The sequence below is a fragment of the Herbaspirillum sp. C9C3 genome (genome assembly GCF_013359625.1).
Taxonomy (GTDB): domain Bacteria; phylum Pseudomonadota; class Gammaproteobacteria; order Burkholderiales; family Burkholderiaceae_D; genus Herbaspirillum.
The window spans coordinates 245,540-271,116 of sequence record NZ_JABFMQ010000001.1; the positions used below are offsets into that span (position 1 = coordinate 245,540).

The following is a 25,577-nucleotide window of genomic DNA, read 5'->3' on the forward strand; positions in this document are numbered from 1 at the left end:
ACTTTCATCTCATTGAAAAATTGGAGCGAACCATGCGTCTCGACAAACTCACCACCAAATTGCAGGAAGCGCTGGCCGATGCGCAATCCCAGGCAGTCGGCCACGACAATCAATACATCGAACCCGTTCACCTCATCCTGGCACTGCTGAACCAGGATGACGGCGGCGCCCGCTCGCTGCTGCAGCGCGCCGGGGTGAACGTCAATGGCCTGACCACGGCCTTGCAGGCGGCCGTCAAGCGCCTGCCGCAGGTGTCCGGAAACGGCGGCGAAGTGCAGGTCGGCCGCGAGCTGGTGGCCTTGCTCAACCTGGCCGACAAGGAAGCGCAAAAGCATGGCGACCAGTTCGTCGCCAGCGAAATGGTGCTGCTGGGCCTGGCGGACGACAAGTCCGAGGCCGGCCGTGCCGCCCGCGAGAACGGCCTGACCCGCAAGTCGCTGGAAGCCGCCATCAAGGCCGTGCGCGGCGGTGCCTCGGTGTCCTCGCAACAGGACGAAGGCCAGCGCGAAGCTCTCAAGAAGTACACCCTGGACCTGACCGAGCGCGCCCGCGCCGGCAAGCTCGACCCGGTGATCGGTCGCGACGATGAAATCCGCCGCGCCATCCAGGTGCTGCAACGGCGCAGCAAGAACAATCCGGTACTCATCGGCGAACCCGGCGTGGGCAAGACCGCCATCGTCGAGGGCCTGGCCCAGCGCATCGTCAATGGCGAGGTGCCGGACAGCCTCAAGTCCAAGCGCGTGCTGTCGCTGGACATGGCGGCCCTGCTGGCCGGCGCCAAGTATCGTGGCGAATTCGAAGAGCGTCTGAAGGCGGTCCTGAAGGAAATCGCCCAGGACGAAGGTCAGACCATCGTCTTCATCGATGAGCTGCACACCATGGTCGGTGCCGGCAAGGCCGAAGGCGCCATGGATGCCGGCAACATGTTGAAGCCTGCCCTGGCGCGCGGCGAACTGCACTGCGTAGGCGCCACCACCCTGGATGAATACCGCCAGTACATCGAGAAGGATGCCGCGCTGGAACGCCGCTTCCAGAAGATCCTGGTGGACGAGCCCAGCGTGGAAGCCACCATCGCCATCCTGCGCGGCCTGCAGGAAAAATACGAGGTACACCATGGCGTGGACATCACCGACCCGGCCATCGTGGCGGCCGCCGAGCTGTCGCATCGCTACATCACCGACCGCTTCCTGCCGGACAAGGCCATCGACCTGATCGACGAAGCCGCTTCCAAGATCAAGATCGAAATCGACTCCAAGCCGGAAGTCATGGACAAGCTCGACCGTCGCCTGATCCAGCTGAAGATCGAGCGCGAAGCCGTCAAGCGCGAGAAGGACGAAGCCTCGCAGAAGCGCCTGCAACTGATCGAGGAAGAGATCGAGAAGCTCGAGCGCGAATATGCCGACCTGGAAGAAATCTGGAAGGCCGAGAAATCGACTGCCCAGGGCGGCCAGCAACTGAAGGAAGAAATCGAGAAGGTGCGCCTGCAGATGGAAGAGGCCACCCGCAAGAGCGACTGGCAGAAGGTCTCCGAACTGAAGTACGGCAAGCTGGCCGAGCTGGAAGCCGCCCTGGAAGTGCAGAACAAGAAGGATGCGGCAGGCGTCAAGAACGAGAAGCCCAAGCTGGTCCGTACGCAAGTGGGCGCCGAAGAAATCGCCGAGATCGTCGCGCGCGCCACCGGTATTCCGGTCTCACGCATGATGCAGGGCGAACGTGAAAAATTGCTGCATATGGAAGACGTGCTGCATGAACGCGTGGTCGGCCAGGATGAGGCCATCGTGGCCGTCTCCGACGCCATTCGCCGTTCCCGCGCGGGTCTGGGCGATCCCAGCAAGCCCTACGGTTCCTTCATGTTCCTGGGCCCCACCGGCGTGGGCAAGACCGAGCTGTGCAAGGCCCTGGCCTCCTACCTCTTCGATACCGAGGAAGCCATGATCCGCATCGACATGAGCGAATTCATGGAGAAGCATTCCGTGGCCCGTCTCATCGGCGCGCCGCCTGGCTATGTCGGCTACGAGGAGGGCGGCTACCTGACCGAAGCGGTGCGGCGCAAGCCCTACAGCGTGATCCTGCTCGATGAAATCGAGAAGGCGCACCCGGATGTCTTCAACGTGCTGCTGCAGGTGCTCGATGATGGCCGCATGACCGATGGCCAGGGCCGCACCGTGGACTTCAAGAACACCGTGATCGTCATGACTTCCAACCTGGGTTCGCACAAGATCCAGAGCATGGAAGACAGCGATCCGGCGCTGGTCAAGCTGGCAGTGATGGCCGAGGTGCGTACGCACTTCCGTCCGGAATTCATCAACCGGGTGGACGAGATCGTGGTCTTCCACGCCCTGGACGCCAAGAATATCGGCGCCATCGCCAAGATCCAGCTGCGCATCCTGGAGCAGCGCCTGGCCAAGCTGGAGATCGGCCTGGAGATCAGCGAGGCCGGCCTGCAGAAGATCGCCGAGGCCGGCTTCGATCCGGTCTACGGTGCCCGACCGCTCAAGCGCGCCATTCAGCAGGAGATCGAGAACCCGCTGTCCAAGCAGATCCTGGCCGGCCAGTTCGGTCCCAAGGACGTGGTCCACGTGGCGGTGCAAAACGGCCAGTTGGTCTTCAGCAAGGCTTGAAGGAGCAGGCCCGGGCCTGCGTCATCGAGGTGAAGGCCCCTGCGCCGGCAGGGGCAGAAGCGGCGGGTACATGTTCATGTCCCGCCGCTTTTTTATGACGCTTGTGGCAATAAAGGTGCAAGGACAAGTCCTGGTGTTGGACAGGCGTTCCCGAAAGTTGTAATACATTTAGAATGCCAGGTGAATTTCCATTCCTCCGCGCCCAGTGCGGGTCCTGGCGAGGTTGACGGTCGTGCTTTATTACGCCGCATTGCAAAAAAACCTCCCCGAGAGAGGGGGAATGTGATATTTACTTCAGTCTTAGGGGGACGCGCCTGAATTATCGAGACCGGTGCGCCATCGATGAAAGATGCAAGCCAGCGCGGCTGCGGCCGGGTCGGTTTGCCATGCTGGCAGCAAGGAATTCATGGTCATATCCGTCAATTGCGGTCACGTCAGCAGCACCGGCGTATGGGGGCGATTCTGAAGCGATCGTCCCTGCAGCGGCTGTTCATCTTGCCGTTCATCTTCCTGATGGTCTGCCTGATGCTGACCATCGGCTGGTTTCTGTATCGGGCCGGCGATGACGCCACCGAGGTCCTGGCGCGCAATGCGCTCACCGAAGTGATGGGGCGCGTGAGCCAGGCCATCACCCGGCAGACCATGGGTGCCCGCGAAACCCTCAACGTGATCGCACCGCCGCCGGTACCGCCGGCCGAGGCCGGGCAGGCGCCCGCTGCGCTGCCTTTCCCCAAGAGTCGCAAGGAGCTGGAAGACCGCCTGTGGTTGGCCAATTCGCTCTTCGACGCGCCCAGCTACGTCTATTTCGGCGGCGCCGACGGGAGTTTCCTGGGGATCAAGCAGGAGCAGCCTTCGCTGTTCATGTACAGCGTGCGCGAGCCGGGCGAGAAGAATTTCGTGTATTACCTGCGTGGTCCCGGCACCGAGATGAAGCTCACCGCCGTGCAGGACTACGAACCACGCAAGCGGCCCTGGTATCTGCAGGCAGTGCAGCAAGGGCGGGAGACCTGGTCACCGGTCTATGTGGATTACCGTAACAAGGCCATTGTCGGCATCAACCTGTCCAAGCCGATCTACGCCGAGGACGGCAGCCTGCTGGGCGTGGCCAACAGCAGCATCGGCCTGCAGCAGCTGACCGATCTGTTGCGCCAGGTACCGCTGAGCGCGCAGGGGGTCGCCTTTGTTACCGAGTTGAAGGGAGATATGGTGGCCACCTCCCTGGATGAACCGATCTACCAGGCCGGCGAGGGTGGCGGCGAACCCTTGCGGCTCAATGCCAGCCAGAGCAGCTCGCTGCTGGTTCGGCAAGCCTATGAGGAGGTGCGGCGCTACCTGAGCGTGCACCCGGGCGAGCCCGACAGGCTGGTCCTGCTGGGCGCACGTAGCCAGGGCAGCAAGATCGAGGTGGCGTTCCGCCTGGTGCGCGATCCGGCCGGGCTGGCATGGCTTGCCATCAGCGCGGCACCGCGCTCGGACTTCCTGGGATCGGTGACCAGCGGTGTCTATCAGACCCTGGTCCTGGGCCTGATGGCGGTCTGCCTGACCTTCGTGATCGGTTTCCTGCTATTGCGCTGGGTGCTGCGCGACATCCGCAAGCTGACCCTGGCGGCCAAGAGCATCGGCAACGGCAGCCCCTTCCCGGCGCTCAACATCGACCGCAACGATGAAATCGGCCAGCTCGCCCAAAGCTTCGTGGAAATGGAGCGCAACCTGCGCACCGACCGCCTCACCAACGTCCTCAATCGCGATTCGCTGATCGCCCAGATCGATTTCCGCCGTCGCAACAGCTCGCAGGCCGTACCACTGCATTTCGCCTTGCTCTTCATCGATCTCGACCGCTTCAAGGCGGTCAACGATGAATACGGCCACGACGAGGGCGACAAGGTCCTCATCGCCATCGCCGATCGTTTGCAGCATAGCCTGCGCCATGATGATTCGGTGGCGCGCTTCGGCGGTGATGAATTCGTCGTCTACCTGCATGGCGTGACCGAGATGGAAGTGGCGCGCAGCATTGCCGACAAGATCCGCCACGCCGTCAACAAGCCCATCGAGGGACGCGATGGCCAGCGCTACACCGTGGACGCGTCGGTGGGCGTGTCGCTCTACCCGGACGACGGCCTGGATGTGGAAACCTTGCTGCGGGTGGCCGATTCACGTATGTTCGACCAGAAGCGCCTGCATCGCATCCTGTCGGTGTAACCGCAGCCGCAGCTCCCGACCATCCCATCCATCCCATCGAACGTTCCGGAGAAATTCATGACCCTTGCCAGCTTTGCCACCTGCGACCTGTGCGACGCCAACGAAGACAAGCTGGCCGCCGGGACGCTGCACGTATTGCCACCGATCTTTGCCTCCTTCGGCCGCAGGCAGGTCTTCGCCGGTCCGGCAAGGACGCTCAAGGTCTTCGAGGACAACGTGCTGGTGCGCAAAACCCTGGAGACCCCGGGCAATGGTCAGGTGCTGGTGGTCGATGGCGGCGGCAGTCTGCGCTGCGCGCTGGTCGGTGGCAACCTGGCGCAACTGGCCCAGGACAACGGTTGGGCCGGCATCCTGGTCAATGGCTGTGTGCGCGATGCGGCTGAACTCAATGCCTGCGAGGTCGGTATCCGGGCACTGGCCACCCATCCGCAGCGCAGTTTCCGCAAGGGGGCAGGGGATGCCGATATCAAGGTCGGCATCGCCGGCGTGGCCGTGCATCCCGGCGACTGGATCTATGCCGATGTGGATGGAGTGCTGGTGTCGCGCAGCCAACTTTGAGCGTTTTTCTTCAGTTTCCCTGGTACACCCGCAAGCCCGCCACGCGCGGGCTTTTGTTCCTGCCCGCGCAGCCGCTCAGTCCGGCGCCTTGCGCAGTACCTGATCGATGGCCGCAGTCTGGCTGACAATTTCCTTCAGATCCTGATTCAGCAGGCTGGTACGGCGGCGCAGGTTGTCCCAGCCTGACCAGGCGCTGGCTTCGACCGGCACCGGTTCCGGCGCGACCGGGCCGATCAGTTCGATCTTGCCCGACAGGGCCTTGTCCTCGGCGGCCTCGGGCGCCACCACCACGGCACCGCCGCGCTTTCTCGGCTGGGGCGCCAGCAGGCGCTGGGCTTCGGCCAGGTGCTGGCTGGCTTCGAGGTAGGTTTCTTCGATCAGCCGGGTCACTGCGCTGTGCGGCATGTTCTCCTGATGACGCCGCAGCATCAGGCGCAAGGCGGCGATGTGGGCCGCCACCAGGTAGTTCTGCACGATGAAGCGGTTCAGTTCGCGTACGGCGCGCTGTTTGGTGGCCGGTTCGTCCATCATGCGCACCAGGGCCGAGATGAGCGCGGCCAGGCTGTCCATGAAGCCCTTGCGGCAGACCCGGTAGAAGAAGTCATCCTTGACCTTGCCTTCCAGCAGGTCGCGGCTGGCCGTCAGATAGCGCTGGCTGGCCTTGAGCACGTTGCGCAGCAGCTTGGGCAGGTCGCGGTACTCCCAGGCCGGCAGCACGTAGCTGAAGACCGTGGCGATGAGCACCCCGATGATGGTATCGATGAGCCGCTCGCCGATGACGCCCTGATGCCCGGCCGGCACCAGCAGGTTGAGCAGCATCAGGATCTGCACCGAGGCGGCAATGGCGGTGTAACGGTACTTGATGTAGGTGAAAGCGGGCGCGGCCACGCTGGCGGCAAACAGGACCGCCAGCTGGCCCAGCGGATTGTGCACGAAGCGCAGGATCAGCATGGTGATCAGGCAGCCGATGATGGTGCCGATCAGGCGGTCCGACATGCGCTGCTTGGTGGCGCTGAAATTGGGTTTGAGGATGATGACGATGGTCAGTACGATCCAGTAGCCGTGCGACATGTAGGGCAGGTGGTCGGCGATCCACAGGCCCGTGGTCACCGCCAGCGCCACGCGGATGGCAAAGCGGAAGATCGGCGACTGCCAGCGCAGGTTCACCAGCAGCATGTTGAACTTGAATTTCTGCTGGGTCAGGAAGGGCGTCATGTCCGAGCCCGGCAGGATGGGCAAGGGATCCACCGGGTTCTGCGTGGCCTGGTGCAACTGGCCGATGAATTCAATGATGTCGCCGATCTTGTTGTAGGTCACCCGCAGCAGGGTCAGGGCTTCCCGGGATGCCTGGCGCGGCCCGGGCTGGGCCAGTTCCTGCATCTCGAACTGCACGGCGCGCAGTTCGGCCTTGTAGTTCACGCTGGGTTCGGAAGCTTTCTTGCGGGTAATCGCATAGGCGATCGATTCGATATCCTGCGCCGCCTTGGTCGCCAGGTCGCGCAGGAAGATCATCACGTCGGACTCGCCGAAGTGCTGGCGCAGCAAGGCATAGTCGGCGTGGGTCGAGAGCACCTGTTCATAGAGCTCCAGCATCGACAGGTGCACCTGCACCAGCAGGCCATCCTGCTTGGTATGCAGATCACGCAGGATCAGGTCGCGCGAGGCTTGCTGCTTGTCGGCCACCACGATCTGCTGGCGCACCAGCTGGTTGAACTGGCTGGCCAGGTCGTGCCTGACATCGTAGAAGTCGGCCTTGATGCGCAGGTAGCGCGCCAGCTCGAAGAGCGCCTCGGCCAGTACCTGCTGCTTGATGCGGCGGCGCAGGAACCACGACACCGTCATCGAATAGGCCAGGTAACCCAGCCCGCCGCCCAGAAACAGGGCCGCATGCAGGAAGGCATCGGTGATGGGCACCTGGTTTTCCATCGACAGGGTCATCACCATGAGCGCGGCGAACTGCAGCGGCATGGTCTTCTTGCCATAGACCACCATCATGCTGGCGAAGAAGCTCACCACCACCATCATGGCGCTGACCAGCCAGGGCACCGGCGCGCACAGGCTGATGACCAGCATGACCACGGTACAGAGCAGCACCCCGGCCAGCATTTCGTTGAACTTGTGGCGCAGCGGGCTGGGCAGGTCCATCAGGCTGGTACAGAGTGCACCGAGGAAGACCGTCATCGTGGTCGGCATGTCGGCCACGTTGAACACCAGCAGGGTCAGGCCGACCACCCCGATCGCGATCCGCACACCCGTATAGAAATAATGACTGAAGAGGAAGGTGCGAATGTCCAGGGCGTAGTGCATGTAGACAGGGCGGCGTTGCATCGCCGTTTCTAGAATGAGTCAGGGGCTTATTCTCTGCCTTCTTTTCCAATTAGACAACCCGAGTGCATCGGGTGAAGAAAGACAGTTAAACAAGCGGCAAGATGAACAAAAAAGCTGATTTCGTACCGCCTTGGCGGCCCGGATCGGTAAAAAGCATCATCAATGATCGCGTTGCTATGAACAATACGCGTGCAAGAGGTTTCATATCGGCGTCTTTTTTACGATACGAAATCGCCATTTCGTATTGTGAAAAGCTCGAGTGCGCTGCATCAAAATTCTTTTTCATTCTCCGGATTTTCGTTTCGTATCGCAAAATAGAGTGTTTAAGTTATTGATTTAATTGGTATAAAAATTTTACAGATATCTTATATAAGACATTGTTGCTCCGCGCCGCCAGGCCTACTATGAAGTCATGGAATCAACGATTTCATCCGGTTTCAAGCCACTTCATATTGACCAACAAGGAGATCCACATGAGCACACGTGAACAGCAAATCCAGGCCCTGGAACGCGATTGGGCAGAGAACCCGCGCTGGAAGGGCATCAAGCGCAACTACAGCGCTGCCGACGTGGTCCGCCTGCGCGGCTCGCTGCAGATCGAGCACACCCTGGCCAAGCGCGGTGCCGACAAGCTCTGGAACCTGGTCCACAACGAACCCTTCGTCAACGCCCTGGGCGCGCTGACCGGCAACCAGGCCATGCAGCAGGTGAAGGCCGGTCTGAAGGCGATCTACCTGTCTGGCTGGCAAGTGGCCGGCGACGCCAACCTGGCCGGTGAAATGTATCCCGACCAGTCGCTGTACCCGGCCAACTCGGTGCCGATGGTGGTCAAGCGCATCAACAACACCTTCGCCCGCGCCGACCAGATCCAGTGGTCCGAAGGCCGTGATGACATCGACTTCTTCGCGCCCATCGTGGCCGATGCCGAAGCCGGTTTCGGTGGCGTGTTGAATGCCTTCGAACTGATGAAGTCGATGATCGAAGCCGGTGCCGCCGGCGTGCACTTCGAAGACCAGCTGGCCTCGGTCAAGAAGTGCGGCCACATGGGTGGCAAGGTGCTGGTGCCGACCCGCGAAGCCTGTGAGAAGCTCAACGCTGCCCGTCTGGCCGCTGACGTCATGGGCACCAAGACCCTGGTGATCGCCCGTACCGATGCCGAAGCCGCCGACCTGCTGACTTCCGACGTGGATGCCAACGACAAGCCCTTCCTGTCGGGCGAGCGCACCGTCGAAGGTTTCTTCAAGACCCATCCGGGCATTGATCAGGCGATCTCGCGTGGCCTGGCTTATGCCGAGTATGCGGACATGGTCTGGTGTGAAACCGGCAAGCCCGACCTGGCTTTCGCCAAGACCTTCGCTGAAGCCATCCATGCCAAGTTCCCGGGCAAGCTGCTGGCCTACAACTGCTCGCCGTCCTTCAACTGGAAGAAGAACCTGGACGATGCCACCATCGCCAAGTTCCAGCGCGAGCTGGGCGCCATGGGCTACAAGTTCCAGTTCATCACGCTGGCCGGTTTCCATGCGCTGAACTACTCGATGTTCAATCTGGCCCATGGCTATGCCCGCAACCAGATGTCGGCCTTCGTGGAACTGCAGGAAGCCGAATTCGCTGCCGCCTCCAAGGGCTTTACCGCGGTGAAGCACCAGCGCGAAGTCGGCACCGGCTACTTCGACGCCGTGACCCAGGCCATCCAGCAAGGCCAGTCGTCGACCACGGCGCTGCACGGTTCGACCGAAGATGAACAATTCTTCGATGACAAGGCCAAGAAGGCGGCCTGAAGCGAGACAGTTCCGAGTCCTGAGTGAATGTGTGTGAGGAAAACCGGCCCGCATCCTTGCGCGGGCCGGTGGGGTGATCCCCGAACTTGATGCCGTACTCCACAAGAGTGCGGCTTTTTTTCGTCCCTGTTGGGGCGATCAGCCGTGATGCAGGCGACCGTCGCGCAGTTCGAAGACGGTCTGCCCCAGCGCTTGTACATCGGCCGGATCGTGCGTGATCAGCAGCATCGGCACCTGCAGCCGGGTTTGCAGCTCGGCCAGCTCGCTGCGCATGCGCTGGCGCAGCGACAGATCCAGGGCCGAGAAGGGTTCGTCCAGCAGCAGCATGTCCGGTTCGGCCACCAGCGCCCGCGCCAGTGCCACCCGCTGGCGCTGGCCGCCGGAGATCTGGGCCGGGCGGCTGTGGGCGATGGCTTCCAGTTCAAACGCCTGCAGCCACTGGCGCACCTTGGGATGTTGCGCCGGGAGGCGCAGGTTGAAACTGCCGCGCGCCAGGCCGAAGGCGATGTTCTGCGCCACCGTCAGATGCGGGAAGAGGGCGTAATCCTGGAACAGATAGGCGACGTTGCGCTCCTGCACCGGTACATCGATGCCTTGCGCGCTGTCGAAGAGCGAGCGTCCCTGCACGCGGATGTGGCCGCTGTCAGGCCGCATGAGTCCGGCGATGGCCTTGAGCGTGAGGCTCTTGCCCGAGCCCGAGGGACCGTAGAGCACGATGCGCTGACTGTCCGAGGCGAGGGTGATATCGAGCGAAAAGACCCGGTCGGCGGCGCGCAGTTGCTTCTGGAGGTGGAGGTCGACGCTCACGTGATCGTTCAGGTAACAGGAGAAAAGAGGAAGAATCTTAACGGAGCGGCAGCCGCGCGCGGTCCGGCATCAGACGCCCGGCCAGCATCAACAGCACGATGCAGGTGAGCGAGGTCACCACGACCAGGAAGGTGGCCGTGCCGTCGTCACCGGCCTGCACGGCTTCGTAGATGGCGACCGACAGGGTTTGCGTGCGCCCCGGCAGGTTGCCCGCCACCATCAGCGTGGCACCGAACTCGCCCAGCGCGCGCGCGAAGGCCAGCAGCACGCCGGCCGTGATGCCGCGCGCAGCCAGCGGCAGGCTGACGCGGAAAAACACGCCCGCTTCGGACACGCCCAGTACGCGGGCGGCATCCTCCAGTTGGTGATCCACGCTCTCGAAGGCCGCCCGCGCCGCCTTGAGTACCAGCGGAAAGGCCACGACGGTGGAGGCCAGCACCGCCCCCTGCCAGGTGAAGACCAGCTCGATGCCCCATTGCTCCAGCCAGGCGCCCAGCGCGCCACGGCGGCCGAACAGCACCAGCAGGTAATAGCCCAGTACGGTCGGCGGCAGCACCAGCGGCAGGGTCAATACCGAATCGATGAAGTCGCGCAGCGGCGAACGCCAGCGCGAGAGGCCGAAGGCCGCCGCCACGCCCAGGACCAGATTGAGCAGGGTGGCCAGTCCCGCGACCTTCAGCGAGAGCAGCAGGGGTATCCAGACCGGGTGCATCAGGCGCGCCGCGTCGGGGCTTCAGGGTTTCTGGAAACCGTAGCGCATCAGCACCGCCTGTCCGTTGGCCGACAGCACATGGGCCACGAACTGCGCCGCCAGCGCCTGTTGCCGGCTACCGGTGGTCACGGCGATTGGATAGGTGGCCGGGGTGGTGGACGGGATGCGCAGGGCGACCTTGACCTTGTCGGGCATGATGGCCGCATCGGTGGCAAAGACGAAGCCGGCATCGACCTCGCCACGCGCCACGTAGTCCAGGCTGGTGCGCACGTTTTCGGCCAGCACACCCTTGGCCTGTACTTGCGTCCACAGTCCGGCCTGCTCCAGCGCTGCCTTGGTGTAGCGGCCGAAGGGGACGGAGGCCGGATTGCCCAGGGCAATGCGCTGGTAGGCCGTGCCGGTCAGGTCGGCCAGCGTGGCCGGTTGCTCCCTGGCGTCGTGCGGGACGATGAGCACGATCTGGTTGGCGGCAAAGGTCTTGCGCGTGGCCGGGTCCACGGCCTTTGCGGCAACGGCCTTGTCCATGGCGGTCTGGTCGGCCGAGGCGAAGACGTCAGCCGGAGCGCCGCGCACGATCTGCTGCATGAGGATGTCGGAGGCGCCGAAGTTGGTAATGACCTTCACGCCGGGATGCTGCTGTTCGAAGCTCTGTGCCAGTTCCTTGAAGGCATTGGTCAGGCTGGCTGCCGCCGACACCACCAGGTCGGTGGCGTGCGCGCTGGTAGTAGCCAGCAGCAGCGTGGCGGCGCAGGCGGCGCCCAGGGCGGCCTTGAGGCGGGCGGTTTTCAACATGATGCAGTCCTTGGTCGTGACAACTGAAGAAAAAGGCAGAAAAGCGAAGCAAGTCAAGTCGGCGAAATATACGCAAGGATATAACGAACGTCAATTGCGTGCAGCTGCCTCGCCGCTTTGTCTGCCCGCTAGTACAATCACGCGCATGAATGATTCCAAGACCCTAAGAGTGCGCGTGATGCAGGGGCAGACCATTGCCTTCGGCCCGGGGAAGGCCGACCTGCTGCAGGCGATCGCGCAGACCGGTTCGATTTCCGCGGCGGCGCGCGAGATGCAGATGTCCTATCGGCGTGCCTGGCTGCTGGTGGAGGAGATGAACCGCTGTTTTGCCAGTGCGCTGGTGGCCACCGCCACCGGGGGCGCACGCGGGGGCGGGGCGGCGGTGACCGAGCTGGGGCAGGAAGTGCTGGCGCGCTATCGCCGCATGCAGAAAAAGGCGGCGGCCAGCATCGCCGCCGATCTCGCGCATCTGCAGGGGCTCATGCGCGCCCCTGACGACGCCGGCCATGCAGCGCGCGATGAAGAGGGTGACGGTCACGATGCGTGAACTCTGGATCAAGTCCCGGCTGCGCGTCTTGAATGCCTGCCGCGTGTCAGAAAACCATTCCATGCTGCTGTGGGGCGCGCTGGCCGGCTTCGTCGGTGCGCTGGCCACGATTGCCTTCCGCGAATGTATTGCGCTGCTGCAGATCTGGCTGACCGGTCACGATGGCAGCTTCGTCGATATCGCCAAGAGCTTGTCCTGGCCGGTGCGCCTGCTGCTGCCGGCCTGTGGCGGGGTGGTCGCCGGATTGTTCCTGGTCTGGGCCAAGCGCACGCCGGCCGGTAACGGCGGCGACTACATGGAAGCGGTGGCCATCGGCGATGGCGCCATCCCCGTGCGCAATACGCTCTTGCGCAGCATTTCCTCGCTGGCCTCGATTGCCTCGGGAGGCTCCATCGGCCGCGAAGGTCCCATGGTGCAGCTGTCGGCACTGTGTGCGTCGCTGATGGGCAAGTTTTCGCATTTTCCTTCATCTCGCCTGCGCCTGCTGGTGGCCTGCGGGGCCGCAGCGGGCATTACCTCGGCCTATAACGCGCCCATCGCGGGCGCTTTCTTCATTACGGAGATTGTGCTCGGTTCGCTGGTCATGGAAAGCTTCGGCCCTGTCGTGGTGGCCTCGGTGGTGGCCAACATCACCATGCGCGAACTGCCCGGCTACCGTGCCAGCTACCAGATGCCGTATTTCCCCGAGATCGGCGGCTGGGAAGTGCTGCTGTTTCTGGTGCTGGGCGTGCTGGCCGGGATTCTGGCGCCGCAGTTCCTGCGCGTGCTCGAACTGGGCAAGCAGGGCTTCGCCAGGTTCAGGCTGCCGCTGCCGGTGCGACTGGGCGTGGGTGGCCTGCTGGTGGGGCTGATCTCCGTTGAGGTGCCGGAGGTCTGGGGCAATGGCTACAGCCTGGTCAATTCGCTGCTGCATACCACCTGGCTGTGGCAGGCAGTGCTGGTGGTGCTGGTGGTCAAGGTGCTGGCCACGGCCATCACGGTCGGATCGGGGGCGGTCGGCGGTATCTTTACGCCCACGCTCTTCGTCGGTGCGGCGGTGGGCTACCTGTTCGGCGATGCCGCGCAGGCCTTGCTGCCCTTCCACATGTCGCAGCCCTTCGCCTATGCCATGGTGGGCATGGGAGCCTTCCTGGCGGCGGCGTCCTATGCGCCGCTGATGGCCATCCTGATGATCTTCGAGATGACCCTGAGCTATCAGGTCGTGCTGCCGCTCATGCTGTCCTGCGTGGTGGCCTATGTGGTGGCGCGCAGCGTCGATGGTCGCTCGATGTACGAGATCACCCTCAAGCGCCACCATGACAACGAGGAGCGACTGCGCCTGCGCGGCACCCAGATGAGCGAGCTGATCCGGCCGGCGGAGACGGTACTGCCCGAGACGGCCAGTCTGCAAGAGCTCAGCGCGCTGTTCCTGAAGTATCCGGTCAAGTATGTCTATATCGTCGATGCGCAAGAGCGCTACCAGGGTGTGGTGGCCTTGCAGGACATCACCTCCTGGCTGCTGGACAAGAAGGAAGCGACAGGCCGCGTGGCGCGCGATTTCCTGCGGCCGCATTTCCTGCATGAGGTCACGCCTGACATGTCCCTGGGCGAAGCGCTGCAGTTGTTCCTCGATCACCAGGGCGAGCGCCTGCCGGTGATCGCCAGCGCCGACGATCCGCGCCTGCTGGGCGTGGTCTTCAAGACCTCGCTGCTGGATGCCTATTTCCGCCTTGATCGCGCCGGCAACTGAGGATGTCGGCGCGCATCCGCAGCGACCCGCACCAGTGCAGGGCGGAGCGCTGCGGCAGGCGTTGTTTGTAACAATGACAGAGTAGTCCGACAACTGCTCACTTATCCTTGATAAAATGCGAAACGTTTCCGCCTTATCGGTGGTCTTGGCGCAAACTGCATTCGCATCCGTGCGTCATCCGATTTCAACCCCCATCCTAGAAGTGAATTTTCCATGCTGAGTTATCGCCACGCTTTTCACGCCGGCAACCATGCCGATGTCCTGAAGCATATGGTGATCATCCAGTTGATGCGCTATCTCGGGCAGAAAGACACTGCCTACATGGTCATCGACACCCATGCCGGCGCGGGCGTCTACGCGCTCGATGGAGATTACGCCAGCAAGAACGCCGAATATGAAACCGGCATCGCCAAGCTGTGGGACCGCAAGGACCTGCCGGCGGTGGTGAAGGAATATGTCGATCTGGTCAGGTCGCTCAATCCCAGCGGCAAGATGCGCTATTACCCCGGTTCGCCCTACTGCGCCGAGAAGACCATGCGCGAGCAGGATCGCCTGCGCCTGTTCGAAATGCACCCCAGCGAAGTGAAGGTGCTGGAAGACAACTTCCGCAAGCTCGAAGCCCACGCCGCCGCCCAGGGCCAGCGTCCGTCCGCGCGCGGCAAGCGGGTGATGGTGCATCGGGGAGACGGTTTCCAGGGGCTCAAGGCGCTGTTGCCGCCGCCCTCGCGGCGCGGCCTGGTGCTCATCGACCCGCCCTATGAAGACAAGCGTGACTACACCCATGTGGCCCAGGTACTGGCCGATGCGCTCACCCGCTTCCCCACCGGCACCTACGCGGTCTGGTACCCGGTCCTGCAACGCAATGAATCACGTCAGTTGCCCGAGCGTCTCAAGCGCCTGGGCGCCAAAAGCTGGCTCAATGTCACCCTGGCCATCCATGGCCCGGCGCCGGATGGCTTCGGCCTGCACAACAGCGGCATGTTCATCCTCAACCCGCCCTGGACCCTGGAGGCGCAGTTGAAGGAAGTCATGCCCTACCTGATCGAGGTGCTGGGCGTGGACGACAGCGCAGAGTATCTGCTCGAATCGGGCGAAAACTGAGCCATGCAGGTCTGGCGTGTGAATATTCGTGATTTTTTCACCGGGAGTGGCGGCAATGTCGCTGAAACCATGCCAAATCGGCATACAATAAGCGGATTGCTGCACGTCAAGATAGATCGCAACACCAGGGGCCCGTAGAAGAACAACCATGTCAGACCAGTCCGCCGACCCAACCGCATCGCCCCTTCCCGCACACCAGGCCCTGGATTTCTTCCTGGCGCGCCAGCCCATCCTGAGCCGTGAGCAAGACCTGATCGGCTACGAACTGCTGTTTCGCAGTGCCGCCTTTGGTCCGGCCAATGTGAAGGATGACGTCACGGCCACCGCAGCCGTGATTGCCCATGCGTCCGAGCTGGGGCTGTCGAACGTGATCGGCAATCTGCACGGCTTCATCAATGTCGATGCAGCTGTGCTGATGAGCGACTTCATCTATTTCCTGCCGGCCGACAAGGTGGTGCTGGAGATCCTGGAGACAGTGCGCGTGACGCCCGAGCTGGTGATGCGGGTGCGTGAACTGGTGGCGGCCGGTTACGTCTTTGCGCTGGACGACGTGGTGGCCGAATCGCAGGAGATCGAAGAGCTGCTGCCGCTGGTGAAGATCATCAAGATCGATGTCATGGAAGTCGATCCCAGCAAGCTGCTCAAGCTGTCGGTGCACTTCAAGCGGGCGCAGAAGGAACTGCTGGCCGAGAAGGTCGAGAGCCTGCAAGTGTTCAATGACTGCATGACCTTCGGTTTCGACTACTTCCAGGGATATTACTTCGCCAAGCCGATGATCCTCCAGGGCAAGAAGCTGGAAGCCTCGAAGATGATCATCATGCACCTCTTGACCCTTCTGGTGCGCAATGTCGACAATGCCGAGATCGTGCGTTACATCAAGCGCGACGTGGCCTTGTCGCTGACGCTGCTGCGGCTGGTGAACACGCCCGTCTACGGTTTTCAGAAATTCATCGATTCGTTGGGCCAGGCGCTGATCGTGCTGGGTCGCCGACAGCTCAAGCGCTGGCTGCAGATCCTGCTGTTTGCCAATACCGACAAGGATCGCGCCCATGCCATGTCGCCGCTGATGATCCTGGCGGCCACGCGCGGCAAGATGCTCGAACTGATCACCGCCAGGATTCGCCCGGGTCGTCGCAAGATGTCGGAGATGGCCTTCACGGTCGGCATCATGTCACTGGTCGATGCACTCTTCGGCATGAGCATGGAGGCCGTGCTGCGCCAGATTACCGTCAGCACCGAGATCCGCGAAGCGCTGCTGCGCCGCACCGGCTTCTATGGCACCGTGCTGCGCCTGGTGGAGTGCACCGAGCTGCGCGCCCCCGACCAGGCCGAGATGCAGCGCCTGTTGGAAGAGCTGCATCTGTCGGCGGACGATTTCTTTGCCGCCGAAAAACAGGCCTTTGAGTGGGGCAACAGTATCGCCAACAACAACATCGGTCAGCATGCCACCATGCAGATGGCTGCCCCTCCGGAAGGCTACATCGATGACGATGACGACGATGACTGAGCCCGCCGTTGCCGACGGAGAACCCATATCGCCATGAAAATCCGGGCTGCATTTTTGCAGCCCGCTTCATTTCTGCGATCAGAAACCTGAATCTACTTGCTACGCATGCGGGCCACCAGCCGGCGCAGCAGCCGCAACAGCCGGGCTGACGGCGCTGTAGGCGCGGTGGTCATGCGGGCCGCCAGTGTGTGTCTGAGGGTGGCGATGGAGGTCTTCACCGCCCGCAGCAGGCGCTGCACCCGCTGCCACAGCGCCGTGGCTTGCAATTGCGCCGTGAGCCTGGCTTTGAGCGCGAGCAGTCGGTCGTGATAGCGCTGGAACCATGCCAGCGACAACAGGCTGCGCTTTGTCAGTGCATAGATGCGCGCCACCAGGGCTGTGCCCAGCACCTTGGCGGCCAGCACGATGATCAGGCCCAGGGTAGGGTGGCCGTGCGTGATCGACAGCAGTGCCAGGATCTTCACCGGCAGCAGCAGCAAGGTCGGCGCCAGGAAGACCGCCAGTGCCGCGTAGGGTGAGCGTCGTTCCACCCAGCGCTGCAGGCGGACCAGCCAGGGCCAGTCGGGGATACGCGCCAGTACGGCCTCGGTAGCCTCCCATAGCCATTCTTCCAGCATCAGCAGCAGGGCCGCCGTGTAGATCAAGGGGGCCAGCAGGCGTCGGCGCCAGCGGGAGGGCCGACGCGGCGGCGCAGTGGCGTCAGTCATCCGGCAATCAGACGGCGCGCGCCTTGATGAGCGAGAGCCAGCGGTCCCCCCATTTCACGTCGCTCATGCAGGAGGCGTAGCCGGTGACGGTGCGGGCGGCGCGTTCCAGCAGCTGGATATCGGCTTCGTGCTGGCGGGCTACGTGCGGGTCTTCGAGGAACAGTACGCGGCGGCACTGACGTTCGAGGATCAGTTCGGCGATCTGGGCATCGCCTCCAAGGGGGCCGGAGAGGAAGGGCTTGACCCAGTGGCGGCCCGCTTCACCCTTCTTCTTCATGGCCAACTGGTTGAGCAGGCCGCCGGTGGTGCCGGTGGCGCAGCGGAAGGCGAACTGGTCGAGCACCTCGAAGTGCTTTTCGGCCAGTTCCAACATGCGCGTCTTCATGGCGTCGTGGGCGATGAGGGCAATCCCTTCGTCTTGCAGATGGAAGCGATCATCCAGGAAACTATCCGGTGCCGCACCGTTGGCCAGGGCTTCCAGCTCGAACCATTCCTGGGCGCCCGCCAGGGTCGAGAGGAAGGGCTTGCCGTGGATCACGCACTGGCGCTTCAGGGCCACCGCTTCCGGGAAGGTGGAGGAGGGATCGACCGGGTCGATCAGGTAGATCACGGCATCGAGGGTGCGCTCCGGATCGGGATCGACGGTGCGCGAGACCAGCTTCATCAGGCCGCCATGACGACCATAGGGAAAGCGTACCAGGTGTTCGTAGCCGGGCAGCAGATTCATCTGGCCGATGGCATCGAGCGTGCGGCCGACCACGATCAGTTCAGGTTGCAGGCTTTCGATGCGATGGCGCGAGCCGGTCAGCAACTGGACCAGGGCGGAATCGGAAGCGTCCTGATGGGCGCGGTTGGCAATGAGACCGATGCGATAGCGGGGAGCGATGGAAGACATGGGCGCAAGCAGGCGAGTTGGAGGACCTGGCATGGAGAGCATGCGCAGGCGCGAGTGCAGATTATCGCCGAGTGCGCCGCAAAGGGCGAGCCTGACACAGTGCTACGCGCATTAATGGACGCAACTGTACCGTTGCACGCCCCCGCATGCGGCTACAATAAGCGCAAACCTGCATACCAACTCCACTCCAGCATGAACAAGGCTTTTGTAAAAGAATCCGACGGTGCCGACGACGATGACGAGATCGCCTTGCCGGCCATTCCGCCCGGCAGCAAGAATTACATGACCCCGCAGGGGCATCAGCGCATCAAGGATGAACTGCTGCACCTGATCGATGAAGAGCGGCCGGAAGTGGTACGTGTGGTGTCCTGGGCTGCCTCCAATGGCGACCGTTCCGAAAACGGCGACTACCTCTACGGCAAGAAGCGGCTGCGCGAGATCGACCGTCGCATCCGCTTCCTGACCAAGCGGCTGGACAATGCCGAGGTGGTCGATCCTTCGGTGCACCATGGCAGCGACCAGATCTTCTTCGGTGCCACCGTGACCTACGAAAATCAGCGCGGCGAAGAGCACACCGTGACCATCGTCGGCATCGATGAACTCGATCCCCTGAAGGGGCGCATCAGCTGGATCTCGCCGGTGGCGCGGGCACTGACCAAGGCGCGCGAGGGCGACGAGGTGGTCTTGCAGACCCCGTCCGGCGTGGAGCAACTGAGCATCCTGGAAGTATCCTACCCGGCGCCGCAGTAGCATCGGTGCCCGCTGCATGGGGCAGGCCGCTGCCGTCAGCGATGCTCCCGGCGCCGGGGACACCCCATTTCAATCCTCCACGAGAACCTTCATGTCCATCGTCTTTGCCAGCCTGAATCACCCGCAGCGCGTCGTCCTGGCCGCCGAGGTGCATTCGCGCCCCTTTCTGCAGCTCACGCGCTCGGAAACCCTCACGCACCTGGCCGTCTACGTGCGCGAGGACGGTAACAGCGGCCGTCACGCCAGTGCCCAGCATGCCCTGCTGGACGAGCTGTGCGCACATTTCGGCGTGGTGGCGCCGGGTGGCGAGGCCAAGCACTTCTATCACGATTTCGGGCGGTTTCGCCTGAAGTGGGAATGTCACACCGAGTTCGCCACCTATACCTTCGCCCAGGCCCATGAAGAAGACCTGGGCACCGATGAGGCCTTCGCCCGCGCGCCGCTGGCGCATATTCCGCAGCATTGGTTGCTGGGACTCAAGGGCAAGCTGATGGTGGCCGCCCACGTGGTGGTCGAGCCGGGCGCCGATGATACGGCTGCGACCGCGCGCCAGATGCAGCGCATCTTCGAGGGCAAGCTGATGAGTTCCAGCAAGGTCTTGCAGGGTGGCGAGATCTGGACCGATTTCCAGATCCAGTCGGATGGTTTCTCGCGTTTCGTGGTACGTGACATCGGCCTGCGTGAACTGCAGGGCGGACGTCTGGCACAACGCATCCTGGAGATCGAGACCTACCGCATGATGGCGCTCCTGGGCTTGCCGCATGCCCAGCAGTCCGGTCCCTTGCTCAACGAGATCGAAGGTGATCTGGCCGCCCTGACGGCCGCCATGGTGCAGTCCGAGCAATCCACCAGCGGCACGCCCGAGGAGATGGCCGAAGATGAGCGCATCCTGCGCAGGATCACCGGGCTGGCTGCGCGGATCGAAAAGCTGTCGCTGGAAAACAGCTATCGCTTCTCGGCCTCGCAGGCCTATTTCCGTCTGGTGCAGGCGCGTATCGAGGAATTGCGCGAGCAGCGCATCGAAGGGGTGCCCACCATCGGCGAATTCATGGAGCGTCGCCTGGCCCCGGCCATGAACACCTGCCAGGCCATCGCCCGTCGCCAGGAAGCACTGGCCGAGCGCATCGCCCATACCAACGACCTGCTGCGTACCCGCATTGGCATCGTGCAGGAGCGCCAGAACCGCCAGATCCTCGAATCCATGAATGCCCGGGCCGCCCAGCAACTGAAGCTGCAGCAGGCGGTGGAGGGCCTGTCGGTGGCGGCAATCTCGTATTACGTGATCGGCCTGCTGGGTTATGCCGGCAAGGCGGCCAAGGCGGCGGGGCTGCCCATCAATCCCGACCTGGCCACGGGCCTGGTGGTGCCGGTGGTGGCGGCCTGCGTCTGGCTGGGCTTGCGGCGCATGCACAAGGACCTGGGCAACCATTGAAGACGCTCCAAAGCCAACGGGGCGCACCGCGTTGGCGGCGCGCCCCGTTGCAGGGAATTGTTCAGGCGAGGATCAGACCGCAGCGTTGATCTTGGCTTGCGCGTCGGCCACGGCTGCCTTGGCGGCTTCTTCACCCATGGATACGCCTTCTGCGACCACCAGTTCCACATCGGTGATGCCGATGAATCCCAGCGCGCCCTTGAGGTACTTGCCCTGGAAGTCCAGCGCTTCCATCGGGCCTTCGGAATACTTGCCGCCGCGCGAGAGGATGATGACGGCCTTCTTGCCGGTGGCCAGGCCGACCGGGCCGGTCTCGGTGTACTTGAAGGTACGGCCGGCGCGGAAGACGTGATCGATCCAGGCCTTCAGGGTCGACGGCGGGGCGAAGTTGTACATCGGTACGCCGATGACGATGGTGTCGGCGGCCAGCAACTCGTCCACCAGGGCGTCGGACTGCTTGATCACTTCTGCCTGCTCGGCGCTGCGAGCGTCAGCCGGGGTGAAATAGGCACCCAGCAGCGATTCGCTCAGGTGCGGCAGGGCATTGGCCGCCAGGTCACGGTGCACCACCTTGCCGCCGGGGTTCTTGGCTTGCCATTGCTGGGTGAAGGAAGCGGTCAGTTGACGGGAGATGGAACCGCCGCTGCGAGCGCTGGAGTCGATGTGCAGGAGAGTGCTCATGGTATGTCCTTTCGTTGTTCGGTGGGCAACGCCTCCAATGAGGGCGTTTGCATTGGGGTCAACGATACCCAGTTTTCATTTCTTCCAATAGATGCGAGAATCGCATTTCACTGATCCATTTTTGGTGGGAATCGACTATCGCCATGCTAGACCTCAACGACATCTGGCTGTTCGTCCATGTGGTGCGCGCCGGCAGCTTTGCAGCGGCCGGGCGCAAGCTGTCCATGCCGCCCAATACCATCAGTCGCCGCTTGCAGGCGCTGGAGGCGGCCATGGGGGTGCGGCTGCTGCAACGTTCCACGCGCCAGCTCAACATGACCGCGGCGGGACGCGAATTCTTCGCGCGCTGCGCGCCGGGTCTGGAAGACATCGAACACGCCAGCGTCAGCCTGACCGAAAGCCAGGGCGAGCCCTCCGGCAGCCTGCGGGTGGCGGCGCCGGTGGATTTCTTCGACAATTTTTCCATCGAGTGGATGCACGAGTTCATGTATCTGTATCCCAAGGTGCAGTTGGAGTTCGTGCTCAACGATGGTCGTGCCGATCTGATTGCCGAGGGTATCGATCTGGCCTTTCGCGGCGGTGTCCTGCCTGATTCCAGCCTGGTGGCGAGGAAGCTGGTGCAAAGTCACATGGCCCTGATTGCCAGCCCGCGTTATCTGGAACGCAGGGGCACGCCGCAGACCTTGGCCGATCTGGTCGGACATGCCTGCCTGGCGACCTCGCAGGCCCCGCAGCATACGGTGTGGAAGCTGGAAGGGCCGCACGGTCCGGAAAGCGTGCGGGTGGTGCCGCGCCTGTGCATCAATACGGCACAGGGGCAATTGCGGGCCGCGCGCTCCGGCCTGGGGATTGCGCTGCTGCCGACCATGCTGGCCTCCGAAGATCTGCGCAGCGGTAGCCTGGTCAACATCCTGCCGGATTACCAGCGCGACACCATGGGCTTTTATGCGGTGTACGTGCACCGGCGCCAGTTGCCCAGCGCGGTGAGCGCACTCATCGAATTCTTCGCCGACAAGCTCGAGCGCGGCATCGCCGACAAAGGTGCGCAGGCTTGCCAGAAAATTCTGGAAGACGAGGGCAAGGGCATTTCGGTGCCGGTCAAGGCGGTGGCCTGAACGACCGCCTGGCCCGGCTCAATGACAAACGCCCGCAGTCAGCGGGCGTTTGTCATGGCGGGCAGGCAAGACGGCTCAGCCGCGTTCGCGCAGGATACGCGCCACGCTGTCAATCTTGCGGATGCCGCGCATGAGGCGCGCCAGATGGACGCGATCCTCAACCTGGATGGTGAAGCGCAGATACTTCATCGAGGCATTGCCCCCTTCGTCATCCATGGCCACCGACACGATGTTGGCGTCCGATTCGCCGATTTCGGCGGCAATGCGCGCCAGCGTACCGCGCTCGTTGTGGATCAGGATGGTGATGCGGCAATCGAAGCGACGGTTCAGGTCGTGGCCCCAGACCAGATCGATCCAGCGGTCGGGTTCCTTCTCGTGCAGGCGCTTGGCGGTGTCGCATTCCTGGGTGTGTACGATCAGGGTCTGGTCCGGCTTGAGGTAGCCGGTCAAGCGATCACCCGGGATCGGCATGCAGCAGGAGGACAGTTGCGCCGAGGCTCCCTCGCTGCCGGTGATCACCACCGGATCGGGCTTGTTGGGCAGCATGTGACCTTCCGGATCGAGCTGCGGCACGCTCACGCCGGTATCCATCATGGTCATGATGTGGCGCGCCACCAGCGGCGCCATGCGGGTGCCGATGCCGATCTCGGCATACAGGTCATCCATGGTCTTGGCGCTGGATTCGTTGAGCAGTCGCTCGACGATATGGGAAGGAAGTTCAGGTTCAATGCCCAGCGTATGAAGAGCGTTGCCCAACAAGCGGCGTCCGACGGCTTGTGACTCGACGCGATTGGCCGTGCGCAGGCGGTGGCGGATGGCCGAACGCGCCTTGCCGGTGCGTACATAGCCCAGCCAGTTGGGGCTGGGGCGCGAGGTCGGCGAGGTGATGATCTCGACGATGTCGCCGTTGTGCAGCTCCGAGCGCAGCGCGGCCGGTTCGTGGTTGATGATGGCCGAGGTGGTCTGGTCGCCGATGTCGGTGTGGATGCTGTAGGCGAAATCGAGCGCCGTGGCGCCACGGGGCAGGGCGATGATCTTCGATTTGGGCGTGAAGACGTAGACCGAATCGGGGAACAGGTCGACCTTGACGTGCTCCAGGAACTCGGCCGAATCGCCGGTCTGCTTCTGGATGTCCAAGAGCGACTGCAGCCAGGCATGGGTGCGCTGCTGCAGGTCGGTGAGGCTGCCCTCGTCGTCCTTGTAGAGCCAGTGGGCGGCCACGCCGGACTCGGCCACGCGGTGCATGTCGGTGGTGCGGATCTGGAACTCGACCGGCGTGCCGTAGGGGCCGATCAGGGTGGTGTGCAGCGACTGGTAGCCATTGAGCTTGGGAATGGCGATGTAGTCCTTGAACTTGCCCGGCATGGGCTTGAACAGCGAGTGCAGGGTACCCAGCGCCACATAGCAGTTGGCGAAGCTGTCCACCACCACGCGGAAACCGTAGACGTCCAGCACCTGCGAGAAACTCAGGTGCTTGTTGCGCATCTTGCGGTAGATGCCGTAGAGGGTCTTTTCGCGGCCATCGACCTGGGCCGGGATGCCGGCGGCGATCAGGGTGCTGGTGACCGATTCCATGATCTTGGTCACCACTTCGCGGCGGTTGCCGCGCGCGGCCTTGACTGCCTTGGACAGGGTGCGGTGGCGCAGCGGATACAGGTGCGAGAAGGACAGCTCCTGCAACTCGCGATAGATGTTGTTCAGGCCCAGACGGTGCGCGATGGGCACGTAGACTTCCATGGTCTCGCGCGAGATACGGCGCTTCTTCTCGGGAGGCATGGAGCCCAGCGTGCGCATGTTGTGCAGGCGGTCGGCCAGCTTGACCAGGATCACCCGTACGTCGCGCGCCATGGCCAGGAGCATCTTGCGGAAGTTCTCCGCCTGCGCTTCGACCTGGCTCTGGAATTCGATCTTGTCCAGCTTGGACAGGCCATCCACCAGCGAAGCGACCGAGGCGCCGAAGCGTTCGATCAGCTCTTCCTTCTTGACGCCCTGGTCTTCCATGACGTCGTGCAGGAAGGCGGCCATCATGGCCTGGGCGTCCAGCTTCCATTCAGCGCAGATCTCGGCCACCGCCAGCGGATGCGAGATATAGGGCTCGCCGGACTTGCGCATCTGGCCCAGGTGCATCTCATCGGCGAAGCGATAGGCTTCCTTGACCTTCTTCAGTTCGGAAGGGGTCAGGTACTCTTCAAGCTTGGGGATCAGATGCGCAAAAGTCGCCACGCCGCTGTGGGCGGTCGGGGCGACTTCAGGGAGAGATGCGGTGCGGCCGGAACCGGCGGCACGTTTGGAGCTAGCAGCGGCTGATAAGGTGGAGTCGGTAGTGGTGAGGCTCATACTGGTCCGTTATCAGCTTCATGGACGGAGCAGGGTCAGGCCGGAACCTTCTTGAGCATCTCGATGCCGACCTTGCCGGCGGCGATTTCGCGCAGGGCGGTCACGGTCGGCTTGTCCTTGGCTTCCACCTTGGGGGTGTGGCCTTGCAGCAGCTGGCGGGCGCGGTAGGTGGCCGACAGGGTCAACTGGAAACGGTTGGGGATCTGCTTGAGGCAATCTTCGATGGTAATGCGGGCCATGTGATACTCCTGAATGACGGTCTTGCTTGTGGATTGATGGGTCCGGCGCCGGTGGCTGGTTCGCCTCGTGCCGCTCAGCTCGCGTGGATGCCCAGCTGGGTGAAGAGGTAGGCATTGCGGGCGGCTTGCTGCGGGAAGCGGCAGCGGGCGGCCTGGACAATTGCCGTCAGTTCGGACAAAGCAACGGCAAATTCTTGATTGATAATAACATATTCGAACTCCGGCGAGTGAGCGATTTCGCCGCCCGCGGCCAGGATGCGGCGCGTGATGACGTGGGGTTCATCCTGTCCGCGCTTCTTGAGGCGCTCTTCCAGCGCCGCAATGGAAGGCGGCAGGATGAAGATGCCGATCGCATTGGAAAACTGTTTCTTGACCTGCTGCGCACCCTGCCAGTCGATTTCCAGCAGCACATCGGTGCCGTTGGCGATCTGGTCGGCAATCATCAGGCGCGAAGTGCCATAGTAATTGCCGTGCACCTCGGCCCATTCGAGGAATTCGCCTTCTGCTTGACGCTTCAGGAAATCTTCGGCATCAGTGAAATAATATTCACGACCATGTTCCTCGCCCGGGCGCGGCGGGCGGGTGGTGTAGGAGATCGACAGCTTGATGGCCGGTTCCTGCTTGAGCAGGGCGTTGACCAGGGTGGATTTGCCGGCGCCGGATGGGGCGACCACCATGAAGAGGCTACCGGAAGTGGGTTTTTGGACGGGCATGGGGTCCTCGCTGAAAATGTCTTTTAACT

22 protein-coding genes are annotated in these 25,577 nt (G+C 62.9%); 11 read left to right on the forward strand and 11 right to left on the reverse strand.

Annotated elements, in window-relative coordinates; genetic code table 11:
• The first annotated feature begins 32 nt into the window (after positions 1 to 32).
• From clpB to rraA, 3 genes are all read left to right on the forward strand, one after another.
• Positions 33 to 2,621 carry an ATP-dependent chaperone ClpB gene (clpB, locus tag HNO82_RS01200; RefSeq protein ID WP_175342469.1) on the forward strand — a complete coding sequence of 863 codons (2,589 nt, stop codon included), beginning with the start codon at positions 33 to 35 and terminating at the stop codon, positions 2,619 to 2,621.
• A 450-nt stretch (positions 2,622 to 3,071) separates the two neighbouring features.
• Positions 3,072 to 4,820 carry a sensor domain-containing diguanylate cyclase gene (locus HNO82_RS01205; RefSeq protein ID WP_175342470.1) on the forward strand — a complete coding sequence of 583 codons (1,749 nt, stop codon included), beginning with the start codon at positions 3,072 to 3,074 and terminating at the stop codon, positions 4,818 to 4,820.
• 57 nt (positions 4,821 to 4,877) lie between these two features.
• Positions 4,878 to 5,378: a ribonuclease E activity regulator RraA gene (gene rraA / locus HNO82_RS01210; RefSeq protein WP_008328267.1), complete on the forward strand. Its 501-nt coding sequence runs from the start codon at positions 4,878 to 4,880 to the stop codon at positions 5,376 to 5,378.
• Between the two features lie 75 nt (positions 5,379 to 5,453).
• On the opposite strand, the gene HNO82_RS01215 is transcribed toward rraA, so the two are convergent.
• The gene (locus HNO82_RS01215; protein WP_008328268.1) at positions 5,454 to 7,685 is read right to left on the reverse strand and encodes an FUSC family membrane protein; all 2,232 of its coding nucleotides are present in this window, start codon (positions 7,683 to 7,685) and stop codon (positions 5,454 to 5,456) included.
• A gap of 106 nt (positions 7,686 to 7,791) precedes the next feature.
• A complete protein-coding gene (locus tag HNO82_RS01220) occupies positions 7,792 to 7,992 on the reverse strand; it encodes a hypothetical protein (RefSeq protein ID WP_175342471.1) in 201 nt (66 codons plus the stop codon).
• Positions 7,993 to 8,179: 187 nt separating this feature from the next.
• Here HNO82_RS01220 and aceA point away from each other — a divergent pair, with 187 nt between their 5' ends.
• Positions 8,180 to 9,484 carry an isocitrate lyase gene (gene aceA, locus HNO82_RS01225; protein WP_034333643.1) on the forward strand — a complete coding sequence of 435 codons (1,305 nt, stop codon included), beginning with the start codon at positions 8,180 to 8,182 and terminating at the stop codon, positions 9,482 to 9,484.
• 138 nt (positions 9,485 to 9,622) lie between these two features.
• Here the strand turns inward: aceA and HNO82_RS01230 are convergent, their stop codons facing one another.
• From HNO82_RS01230 to modA, 3 genes are read right to left on the reverse strand one after another with little or no spacing between them, the layout of a single operon-like run.
• Positions 9,623 to 10,291, reverse strand: a complete 669-nt coding sequence (locus HNO82_RS01230) for an ABC transporter ATP-binding protein (protein WP_175342472.1) — start codon at positions 10,289 to 10,291, stop codon at positions 9,623 to 9,625.
• A gap of 37 nt (positions 10,292 to 10,328) precedes the next feature.
• A complete protein-coding gene (gene modB / locus HNO82_RS01235) occupies positions 10,329 to 11,003 on the reverse strand; it encodes a molybdate ABC transporter permease subunit (protein WP_175342473.1) in 675 nt (224 codons plus the stop codon).
• Between the two features lie 21 nt (positions 11,004 to 11,024).
• Positions 11,025 to 11,795: a molybdate ABC transporter substrate-binding protein gene (gene modA, locus HNO82_RS01240; protein ID WP_175342474.1), complete on the reverse strand. Its 771-nt coding sequence runs from the start codon at positions 11,793 to 11,795 to the stop codon at positions 11,025 to 11,027.
• A 145-nt stretch (positions 11,796 to 11,940) separates the two neighbouring features.
• Between modA and HNO82_RS01245 the strand changes: the two genes are divergently transcribed.
• The 4 genes from HNO82_RS01245 to HNO82_RS01260 all read left to right on the forward strand — a co-directional run bounded on the left by HNO82_RS01245 (position 11,941) and on the right by HNO82_RS01260 (position 16,679).
• Positions 11,941 to 12,342: a winged helix-turn-helix domain-containing protein gene (locus HNO82_RS01245; protein WP_175342475.1), complete on the forward strand. Its 402-nt coding sequence runs from the start codon at positions 11,941 to 11,943 to the stop codon at positions 12,340 to 12,342.
• Positions 12,335 to 14,071: a ClcB-like voltage-gated chloride channel protein gene (locus HNO82_RS01250; RefSeq protein ID WP_175342476.1), complete on the forward strand. Its 1,737-nt coding sequence runs from the start codon at positions 12,335 to 12,337 to the stop codon at positions 14,069 to 14,071. Before HNO82_RS01245 ends, HNO82_RS01250 begins: the two co-directional genes overlap by 8 nt.
• A 213-nt stretch (positions 14,072 to 14,284) precedes the next feature.
• Positions 14,285 to 15,172 carry a 23S rRNA (adenine(2030)-N(6))-methyltransferase RlmJ gene (locus HNO82_RS01255; protein WP_008328283.1) on the forward strand — a complete coding sequence of 296 codons (888 nt, stop codon included), beginning with the start codon at positions 14,285 to 14,287 and terminating at the stop codon, positions 15,170 to 15,172.
• Between the two features lie 148 nt (positions 15,173 to 15,320).
• The gene (locus HNO82_RS01260) at positions 15,321 to 16,679 is read left to right on the forward strand and encodes an EAL and HDOD domain-containing protein (RefSeq protein WP_175342477.1); all 1,359 of its coding nucleotides are present in this window, start codon (positions 15,321 to 15,323) and stop codon (positions 16,677 to 16,679) included.
• 92 nt (positions 16,680 to 16,771) lie between these two features.
• Here HNO82_RS01260 and HNO82_RS01265 read toward each other — a convergent pair whose 3' ends face one another.
• Together HNO82_RS01265 and HNO82_RS01270 are read right to left on the reverse strand one after the other, a co-directional pair.
• On the reverse strand, positions 16,772 to 17,386 hold the full coding sequence (locus tag HNO82_RS01265; RefSeq protein ID WP_175342478.1) for a hypothetical protein: 615 nt from the start codon (positions 17,384 to 17,386) through the stop codon (positions 16,772 to 16,774).
• A gap of 7 nt (positions 17,387 to 17,393) precedes the next feature.
• A complete protein-coding gene (locus tag HNO82_RS01270) occupies positions 17,394 to 18,281 on the reverse strand; it encodes a methylglyoxal synthase (protein ID WP_008328288.1) in 888 nt (295 codons plus the stop codon).
• Positions 18,282 to 18,473: 192 nt separating this feature from the next.
• On the opposite strand from HNO82_RS01270, the gene greB reads away from it, so the two are divergent.
• Both greB and HNO82_RS01280 read left to right on the forward strand, forming a co-directional pair.
• Positions 18,474 to 19,031 (forward strand): transcription elongation factor GreB, encoded by a 558-nt coding sequence (greB, locus tag HNO82_RS01275; protein WP_175342479.1) that lies wholly within the window; start codon positions 18,474 to 18,476, stop codon positions 19,029 to 19,031.
• Between the two features lie 91 nt (positions 19,032 to 19,122).
• Positions 19,123 to 20,463 (forward strand): DUF3422 family protein, encoded by a 1,341-nt coding sequence (locus HNO82_RS01280; protein ID WP_008328292.1) that lies wholly within the window; start codon positions 19,123 to 19,125, stop codon positions 20,461 to 20,463.
• A 72-nt stretch (positions 20,464 to 20,535) separates the two neighbouring features.
• Here HNO82_RS01280 and HNO82_RS01285 read toward each other — a convergent pair whose 3' ends face one another.
• Positions 20,536 to 21,144 carry an FMN-dependent NADH-azoreductase gene (locus tag HNO82_RS01285; RefSeq protein WP_175342480.1) on the reverse strand — a complete coding sequence of 203 codons (609 nt, stop codon included), beginning with the start codon at positions 21,142 to 21,144 and terminating at the stop codon, positions 20,536 to 20,538.
• A gap of 143 nt (positions 21,145 to 21,287) precedes the next feature.
• Here HNO82_RS01285 and HNO82_RS01290 point away from each other — a divergent pair, with 143 nt between their 5' ends.
• On the forward strand, positions 21,288 to 22,259 hold the full coding sequence (locus HNO82_RS01290) for a LysR family transcriptional regulator (RefSeq protein ID WP_008328295.1): 972 nt from the start codon (positions 21,288 to 21,290) through the stop codon (positions 22,257 to 22,259).
• Positions 22,260 to 22,334: 75 nt separating this feature from the next.
• Here the strand turns inward: HNO82_RS01290 and HNO82_RS01295 are convergent, their stop codons facing one another.
• From HNO82_RS01295 to gmk, 3 genes are all read right to left on the reverse strand, one after another.
• Entirely contained in the window at positions 22,335 to 24,596 is a 2,262-nt protein-coding gene (locus HNO82_RS01295) for a RelA/SpoT family protein (protein ID WP_008328297.1), read from the reverse strand.
• 35 nt (positions 24,597 to 24,631) lie between these two features.
• Positions 24,632 to 24,835, reverse strand: a complete 204-nt coding sequence (gene rpoZ, locus HNO82_RS01300) for a DNA-directed RNA polymerase subunit omega (protein WP_008328299.1) — start codon at positions 24,833 to 24,835, stop codon at positions 24,632 to 24,634.
• Between the two features lie 74 nt (positions 24,836 to 24,909).
• On the reverse strand, positions 24,910 to 25,548 hold the full coding sequence (gmk, locus tag HNO82_RS01305; RefSeq protein WP_008328301.1) for a guanylate kinase: 639 nt from the start codon (positions 25,546 to 25,548) through the stop codon (positions 24,910 to 24,912).
• Between the last annotated feature and the right edge of the window lie 29 nt (positions 25,549 to 25,577).

Excerpts from the sequence above, each read along its gene's own strand:
- modA (WP_175342474.1), bottom strand. The coding sequence starts at position 11,795 with ATGTTGAAAACCGCCCGCCTCAAGGCCGCCCTGGGCGCCGCCTGCGCC.
- HNO82_RS01220 (WP_175342471.1), bottom strand. The coding sequence starts at position 7,992 with ATGAAAAAGAATTTTGATGCAGCGCACTCGAGCTTTTCACAATACGAA.
- HNO82_RS01290 (WP_008328295.1), top strand. The coding sequence starts at position 21,288 with ATGCTAGACCTCAACGACATCTGGCTGTTCGTCCATGTGGTGCGCGCC.
- HNO82_RS01270 (WP_008328288.1), bottom strand. The coding sequence starts at position 18,281 with ATGTCTTCCATCGCTCCCCGCTATCGCATCGGTCTCATTGCCAACCGC.
- HNO82_RS01255 (WP_008328283.1), top strand. The coding sequence starts at position 14,285 with ATGCTGAGTTATCGCCACGCTTTTCACGCCGGCAACCATGCCGATGTC.
- greB (WP_175342479.1), top strand. The coding sequence starts at position 18,474 with ATGAACAAGGCTTTTGTAAAAGAATCCGACGGTGCCGACGACGATGAC.
- HNO82_RS01285 (WP_175342480.1), bottom strand. The coding sequence starts at position 21,144 with ATGAGCACTCTCCTGCACATCGACTCCAGCGCTCGCAGCGGCGGTTCC.
- gmk (WP_008328301.1), bottom strand. The coding sequence starts at position 25,548 with ATGCCCGTCCAAAAACCCACTTCCGGTAGCCTCTTCATGGTGGTCGCC.
- HNO82_RS01205 (WP_175342470.1), top strand. The coding sequence starts at position 3,072 with ATGGGGGCGATTCTGAAGCGATCGTCCCTGCAGCGGCTGTTCATCTTG.
- HNO82_RS01245 (WP_175342475.1), top strand. The coding sequence starts at position 11,941 with ATGAATGATTCCAAGACCCTAAGAGTGCGCGTGATGCAGGGGCAGACC.
- clpB (WP_175342469.1), top strand. The coding sequence starts at position 33 with ATGCGTCTCGACAAACTCACCACCAAATTGCAGGAAGCGCTGGCCGAT.
- HNO82_RS01250 (WP_175342476.1), top strand. The coding sequence starts at position 12,335 with ATGCGTGAACTCTGGATCAAGTCCCGGCTGCGCGTCTTGAATGCCTGC.
- HNO82_RS01280 (WP_008328292.1), top strand. The coding sequence starts at position 19,123 with ATGTCCATCGTCTTTGCCAGCCTGAATCACCCGCAGCGCGTCGTCCTG.
- modB (WP_175342473.1), bottom strand. The coding sequence starts at position 11,003 with ATGCACCCGGTCTGGATACCCCTGCTGCTCTCGCTGAAGGTCGCGGGA.
- rraA (WP_008328267.1), top strand. The coding sequence starts at position 4,878 with ATGACCCTTGCCAGCTTTGCCACCTGCGACCTGTGCGACGCCAACGAA.
- HNO82_RS01265 (WP_175342478.1), bottom strand. The coding sequence starts at position 17,386 with ATGACTGACGCCACTGCGCCGCCGCGTCGGCCCTCCCGCTGGCGCCGA.
- HNO82_RS01215 (WP_008328268.1), bottom strand. The coding sequence starts at position 7,685 with ATGCACTACGCCCTGGACATTCGCACCTTCCTCTTCAGTCATTATTTC.
- HNO82_RS01295 (WP_008328297.1), bottom strand. The coding sequence starts at position 24,596 with ATGAGCCTCACCACTACCGACTCCACCTTATCAGCCGCTGCTAGCTCC.
- HNO82_RS01260 (WP_175342477.1), top strand. The coding sequence starts at position 15,321 with ATGTCAGACCAGTCCGCCGACCCAACCGCATCGCCCCTTCCCGCACAC.
- rpoZ (WP_008328299.1), bottom strand. The coding sequence starts at position 24,835 with ATGGCCCGCATTACCATCGAAGATTGCCTCAAGCAGATCCCCAACCGT.
- aceA (WP_034333643.1), top strand. The coding sequence starts at position 8,180 with ATGAGCACACGTGAACAGCAAATCCAGGCCCTGGAACGCGATTGGGCA.